Genomic DNA, 6919 nt, shown 5'->3' on the forward strand with positions numbered 1-6919 from the left:
CTCTCTAGACTGCTTTAAAGGTTTTTTACTATTCTATTATTTCTACTAGCACTTGTCAAGTAAAAACATGGTCACTAAAGAGCTATAGGAGAAAAGCTAAACCTAGCGACGTGATGAACGCCGTGTCGTTTGGTTTTGATTGCCCTCTTCCTCCAGCTTTTTCTTCTCCTCTTCTAGTTTATTCTGCTGTTCTTCCAGTCTTTTCTTCTCTTCCTCCTTCTGTTTCTTCTCAGCTTCCTTGGCCTCTTGTTTGGCTTTTTCCTCAGCCTCCATAATTAATTTATCCGCCACTGTATAACTGTAAATTCCAGCTTCCATATCAATCACACTCGGTTCTGATAATTGTGGCTTAATCTTACTGTAATATGGCAGTTTCTTACTCATTTCAGATAGAGGAACCAAGACCTCGTCCGAATCATTCATGGTCAATCGAATTAGATCTGATGTCACCTTACTTGGGGCTAGTTCCACCTTTTGGATAGCCGCCTTGAGTTCTGGACTAATTTGAGCAAGTTCTGACGTAAAGGTTTTGATTTGTTGGCTGTCATTAAAGAGAACTGATATATAAGTTTCTGGCAGACTCACCAAACTGACCGAACTGGTCTCAAGCTGACCGCTTGAAAGAATTGGATAATGACTTTCTCCAGAAACATAGTAGGCCACAATATCAAATTCCTTGACCTTGATAGTAAACTTGGTTGGAAATTGATAGACAAGCTGAGCTGATTCAACCCAATAGTTAGACTTGATCTGCTCTTCATATTTTGCCTTATCTAGCAGAAGGTTAATTGTATAATCCGAATCCTGAATACCTGAAGCCTGTCGAATATCATCAGCTGTAGTTTGCACTGTTCCCTCAACACGAATATCCTTCATGGTCGCATAAGGACTGAGCAAGTATGCAGAGACAACCAATAAAAGCAGACTGAGAAACAAAATCGAGATAGCCCGCCAGATATGAACTCCTGGAATTTTCGGTTTAGCCGGTTTTTCCTTTACAGGCTTTTTATCTGCCTTTTTATCCTCTTTCTTTGGCTCTTTGGACTTTGATTCTTTTTTGGATACTTCTTTTTTGGATACTTCTTTTTTGACGTCTTCTGATTTTTCTACTTTTTCTTCAGCATCTTCCTTAGCTGATTTTGGATCTTTTGGATCAGATTCACTCTCTTGGTCCTCAGTTGCATCTGACTCTTGAGATTTTGAAGCCATTCGAGCCTGTCTTTCCTTTTCCTTCTCCTCAGCTAGGGTCGCCTCTTCTTCAGCCTTCTTTTTTAGATATTCTTGGTTTCGTTTCTGCCATTCTGATAACTCTTTAAATTCTTCGAGGATTTCTTTGCCCTCTTTTTTCTTATCTTTTGACATTTACTTTCCTTATGATAAATCTTTTTTCAACAATTGATAAAAATCTGCTAGAGATTTCAATTCCTTGGAAGCCTTCATCTTGGCTTGATAGTCTTCCTTGTGACTTAGTAAGTGAGAAAGCTTCTCTTCTAAACTGTCCAAGGTCAAATCGCTTTCTTGAAGCTCTTCTGCATAACCTTTTTTTACAAAGTAGGCTGCATTTTCAATCTGGTCACCACGACTAGCTTCACGACCAAGTGGCACAATAACATGTAATTTTGCCATGGCCAAGAGCTCAAAAATCGTATTGGCGCCACCTCGTGTCACAACAATATCAGCCAATTCCATTAAGGGTTGATAGAGATTTGTCACATAGTCAACACGAAAAAGATTTTGGCTCAACTCGTTCAGGCTAGAATCTCCAGTTAAATTGATAATATTGTAGCGCTCTGTCAGTTCTTTCTTATGGTCTGTCACCAATTGGTTAAAGACACGAGCACCTGCAGAACCGCCAACAAACAATACAGTTGGCAATTGGGGATTAAAGTGGGTTTGGATATCCACCAATTCATCTGGTTCTGGAGTTTTTTGATCTGAAACCTTGGTCACTGCTCCCACATGCTCAACCTTAGACAAACTTGAAGCTTGTTCAAAGGTTGAATACATCTTAGTCGCAAATTTATAGGCGATTTTATTGGCCAAGCCCATAGATAGGTCCGATTCGTGAATAAAGACTGGCACTCCTGACACACGCGCTGCGATAACCGGCGGTACAGAGACAAAGCCTCCCTTTGAAAAAAGAGCCTGTGGACGCAGTCGTAACATGATAAAGAGGGACTGGACAATTCCCCAGCCAACTTTGAAGACGTCCAGCATATTTTGCCAAGAGAAATAACGACGCAATTTTCCAGTCGCAATGGAATGGAAGGTAACATCCAAACCTGACTTGAGGATTTCTTGGTGTTCGATACCACGTTTATCTCCGATATAGTGGACTTCCCAGCCATCTTCGATAAACTTGGGCATTAACAAAAGGTTGAGGGTCACGTGTCCAACCGTCCCCCCACCTGTAAAGACAATTTTTTTCATATTATTCCTTTAACTCCGCTACTGTGTCGATAAAGAGGTCGCCACGTACTTCAAAGTTAGCATACATATCCCAGCTAGCATTGGCAGGACTGAGAAGAACCACGTCTCCTTGAGTCGCAAGTTCATAGGCTTTGCGGGTCGCATCAGCAATATCAGTCGCATCCACACATGCCACACCAGCCTTGTCTGCTGCCCGTTTGACACGTTCGGCAGACTGACCCAGGATGACCATCTTCTTGAGTCCAGTAATGTCTGGCACCAATTCGTCAAACTCATTACCACGGTCCAAACCACCTGCAATCAAAATGACCTTGCTGTTGTTAAACCCTGACAAGGCTTTTTGAGTAGCCAATATATTGGTTGACTTGCTATCATTATAGAATTTGACACCCTTGATTTCATCCACAAATTGGAGACGGTGTTTGACACCACCAAAGGCTGAAAGAGTTTCTTTGATGGTTTGGTTATCAACACCACGAAGCTTGGCTACAGCAATAGTCGCAAGGGCATTTTCCACATTGTGGCTACCTGGAACTCCGATTTCATTCGCTGCCATGACCACTTCCCCACGGAAGTAGAGTTGACCATCTTCCAGATAAGCTCCATCAACCTTTTCAAGTGTTGAAAATGGTACAACGGTAGCTTGTGTTTTAGTAGCCAAGTCTTTTGCCAAGTCTTGGTTAAAGTTCAAGACAAGGAAATCAGCCGCTGTCATCTTGTTCTGGATATTCCACTTAGCTGCTACATATTCCTCAAAAGAACCATGATAATCGATATGAGTTGGCATGAGGTTGGTAATAACCGCAATCTCTGGATGGAATTCTTGAACACCCATGAGTTGGAAAGAAGAAAGTTCCATAACAAGAGTGTCCTTATCTGTCGCAGTTTGAGCCACTTGACTGGCAGGATAGCCGATATTTCCTGATAAGAGACCATGTTGTCCAGCAGCAGTCAAAACTTCCCCAATCATAGTCGTTGTGGTTGTTTTACCGTTCGAACCTGTGATACCGATAATTGGCGCTTCTGAAATCAAGTAAGCCAATTCCACCTCAGTCAAGACTGGAATCCCCTTGGCCAAAGCCTTTTCAATCATGGGATTGCTATATGGGATGCCTGGATTTTTCACCATAAGGGCAAACTCTTCATCCAATAGTTCCAAAGGATGGCCACCTGTGATAACCTTGATCCCTTCTTCCAACAAACTTTGGGCAGCTGGATTGTCCTCGAATGGTTTCCCGTCATTTACTGTCACAATGGCACCTAGCTTGTCCAACAAACGAGCTGCAGATTCACCTGACTTGGCCAAACCTAAAACAAGGACTTTCTTATTTTTAAATTGATCTATTACTTTCATGTCTCGAACTCCATTTCTACTCTTACTATTTTACCATTTTTATGGAAATAATTCTAAATGAAAATGCTCAGATTCAGCATTCTAACAAGCAAAAAGAGAGCCGAAACTCTCTTCTTTATCTTTTTTTACTTTTATAAACCGACATGAGGGTAATATCTCGCAAACTAAAGTATGCTAGGAGGAGCATGGCGATTGCGATAAAGAATTCTGTCGGTAGCTGAAAGATTTGCAGGACAGACAGCATCAGCAAAATCAAAAGTGCTACGAAGGCAAAGACGACAAGGACGATATTGACTGTCCCTTTAATGCTTTCTGGTGTCGCAAATACATAGAGTAGTAATAAGAGGAGTCCTATGATTAAATAAACCATCTTTATCTCTTTCTAGCTCTTATTCAGCTGATTTTTTCTTCTTGTTAGCTTTCTCACGCTCTGCCTTGTTAAGGATTTGTTTACGCAAACGGATAGACTCAGGCGTTACTTCCATGTACTCATCGTCGTTCAAGAACTCAAGAGACTCTTCAAGGGTCAAGATACGAGGTGTCTTGATAACAGCTGTTTGGTCCTTAGTAGCTGAACGGACGTTGGTCATTTGTTTAGCCTTAGTGATGTTAACTGTCAAGTCGTTTTCACGAGAGTTTTCACCGATGATCATTCCTTCATAAACCTCAGTACCTGGGTTGACAAAGATCGTACCACGTTCTTCGATAGACATGATTGAGTAAGTTGTAGCCTTACCAGCATCGATAGAAACAAGGGCACCACGGTGACGACCACCAATTTCACCTGGAATCAATGGTAAGTATTGGTCGAAGGTATGGTTCATGATACCGTAACCACGAGTCATTGACAAGAACTCAGTTGAGTATCCGATCAAACCACGCGCTGGCACAAGGAAGACCAAACGAGTTTGACCATTACCAGTTGAAATCATATCCAACATTTCACCTTTACGTTCAGAAAGGCTTTGGATAACAGACCCTTGGTATTCTTCTGGAGTGTCGATTTGAACACGTTCAAATGGCTCACATTTAACACCGTCGATTTCTTTTACGATAACTTCTGGACGAGATACTTGAAGTTCATAGCCCTCACGACGCATTGTTTCGATAAGGATTGACAAGTGCAATTCTCCACGTCCTGAAACAGTCCATTTATCTGGTGAATCAGTTGGGTCAACACGAAGGGAAACGTCTGTTTGCAATTCTGCCTGCAAGCGTTCTTCCACCTTACGAGAAGTCACCCATTTACCTTCTTTACCAGCAAATGGTGAATTGTTGACCAAGAATGTCATTTGAAGAGTTGGCTCATCGATGTGTAGGATTGGAAGAGCTTCAACTGCGTCTGTCGGAGTAATAGTTTCACCGACAAAGATATCTTCCATACCTGAAACGGCAATCAAGTCACCTGCTTTTGCTTCTTGGATTTCACGACGTTCCAAACCAAAGAAACCGAAGAGTTTTGTAACACGGAAGTTTTTAGTTGTTCCATCAAGTTTAGAAAGGGTAACTTGGTCCCCAACCTTAACAGTACCACGGAAGACACGACCGATACCGATACGTCCAACGAAGTCGTTGTAGTCCAAAAGTGACACTTGGAACTGCAAAGGCTCATCTGAGTTATCTACTGGAGCTGGGATATGGTCGATAATCGTGTCAAAGATTGGTGCCATAGTAGCTTCTTGGTCAGCTGGATCATCTGACAATGAAGAAGTTCCATTGATCGCTGAAGCATACACCACTGGGAAGTCAAGTTGATCGTCATCTGCACCAAGCTCGATGAAAAGTTCCAAGACTTCGTCCACTACTTCAGCTGGACGAGCTGATGGTTTATCGATTTTGTTAACAACCACGATTGGTACAAGATCTTGTTCCAAGGCTTTTTTCAATACAAAACGAGTCTGTGGCATGGTTCCTTCGTAGGCATCTACGACCAAGACAACACCGTCAACCATTTTCATGATACGTTCAACTTCTCCACCGAAGTCCGCGTGTCCTGGTGTGTCCATGATATTGATACGAGTTCCGTTGTAGGCAACGGCTGTATTTTTAGCAAGGATGGTAATTCCACGCTCTTTTTCGATATCGTTTGAGTCCATAGCACGCTCAGCCAATTCAGTACGTGCATCAAGCGTTTCTGATTGTTTCAATAATTCATCAACGAGGGTTGTTTTACCGTGGTCAACGTGGGCGATAATCGCAATGTTACGGATATCTTCTCTTAATTTTGTCATGACTTCCTCTATAATATTCAAAATTTATTTTCTAACTGAACGATTATACCATATTTTCAAGTAAATAACATAACTCAAGCAAGTGTAAATGTTTTCACTCCGCTTTTCTTTTCACGTCAATCCTTTTCAAAGCAAACAACTTATGATAAGATAGGCACAGTATGCGTTTAGATAATTTATTAGCCCAAGAAAAAATCAGCCGAAAGGCCATGAAACAAGCCTTACTCAAAGAGGAAATTCTAGTCGATGGTCGCCCAGCCCGCTCTCTAGCCCAAAATATCGATACAGGACTACAAAAACTCCTTTTTCAAGACCAAATCATTCGAGGCTATGAGCACACCTATCTTATGCTTCATAAGCCTGCTGGTGTCGTTACAGCCAACAAAGACAAGAAACTTCCAACCGTCATGGACCTCCTTCCGCCTGACATCCAGTCTGACAAGCTCTATGCCGTCGGCCGACTGGACCGAGATACGACAGGACTCCTCCTCTTGACCGATAACGGTCCCTTGGGCTTCCAACTCCTCCATCCCCAATATCATGTCGATAAATCCTATCAAGTCGTAGTAAACGGACCGCTCACGTCAGACCATATCCGACTGTTTAAGGAAGGAATCGTCTTTTTAGATAGGACCACTTGTAAACCTGCTCAGCTCGAAATTCTGTCCTCAAGCCCAACAGAGAGTCATGCCTCTATTACCATATCAGAAGGAAAATTTCATCAGGTTAAAAAAATGTTCCTCTCAGTTGGTGTCAAGGTTGTCTCTCTCAAACGAGTTCAGTTCGGTGACTTTACATTAGGCCCAGAACTAGCAGAAGGGCAATTCCGTCCCTTGAATCCAGAGGAATTGGAAATCATTAAAAACTATTTAGAAAAAAGTGGATAAAAGAAAAAAGCTTTATT

Annotated in this window: 6 protein-coding genes; 1 reads left to right on the plus strand and 5 read right to left on the minus strand. The window is 42.0% G+C overall.

Translation table 11 applies throughout. The annotated features are described in order from the left end of the window. Nucleotides 1-102 precede the first annotated feature (102 nt). The 5 genes from O3616_RS07670 to typA all read right to left on the minus strand — a co-directional run bounded on the left by O3616_RS07670 (nt 103) and on the right by typA (nt 6015). On the minus strand, nt 103-1362 hold the full coding sequence (locus O3616_RS07670) for a cell division protein FtsQ/DivIB (protein WP_371638541.1): 1260 nt from the start codon (nt 1360-1362) through the stop codon (nt 103-105). A gap of 9 nt (nt 1363-1371) precedes the next feature. After that, nucleotides 1372-2430: a UDP-N-acetylglucosamine--N-acetylmuramyl-(pentapeptide) pyrophosphoryl-undecaprenol N-acetylglucosamine transferase gene (locus tag O3616_RS07675; protein WP_371638542.1), complete on the minus strand. Its 1059-nt coding sequence runs from the start codon at nt 2428-2430 to the stop codon at nt 1372-1374. A gap of 1 nt (nt 2431) precedes the next feature. Further along, a complete protein-coding gene (gene murD, locus O3616_RS07680) occupies nt 2432-3784 on the minus strand; it encodes a UDP-N-acetylmuramoyl-L-alanine--D-glutamate ligase (protein WP_371638544.1) in 1353 nt (450 codons plus the stop codon). Nucleotides 3785-3899: 115 nt separating this feature from the next. Continuing rightward, nucleotides 3900-4154 carry a DUF3165 family protein gene (locus tag O3616_RS07685; protein WP_371638546.1) on the minus strand — a complete coding sequence of 85 codons (255 nt, stop codon included), beginning with the start codon at nt 4152-4154 and terminating at the stop codon, nt 3900-3902. A gap of 19 nt (nt 4155-4173) precedes the next feature. Then, nucleotides 4174-6015 carry a translational GTPase TypA gene (gene typA / locus O3616_RS07690; protein ID WP_000164111.1) on the minus strand — a complete coding sequence of 614 codons (1842 nt, stop codon included), beginning with the start codon at nt 6013-6015 and terminating at the stop codon, nt 4174-4176. A 161-nt stretch (nt 6016-6176) separates the two neighbouring features. On the opposite strand from typA, the gene O3616_RS07695 reads away from it, so the two are divergent. After that, nucleotides 6177-6902 (plus strand): 16S rRNA pseudouridine(516) synthase, encoded by a 726-nt coding sequence (locus O3616_RS07695; RefSeq protein ID WP_371638547.1) that lies wholly within the window; start codon nt 6177-6179, stop codon nt 6900-6902. Nucleotides 6903-6919 lie beyond the last annotated feature (17 nt).

It is taken from the genome of Streptococcus sp. 27098_8_86 (genome assembly GCF_041432595.1).
GTDB lineage: Bacteria > Bacillota > Bacilli > Lactobacillales > Streptococcaceae > Streptococcus > Streptococcus pneumoniae_F.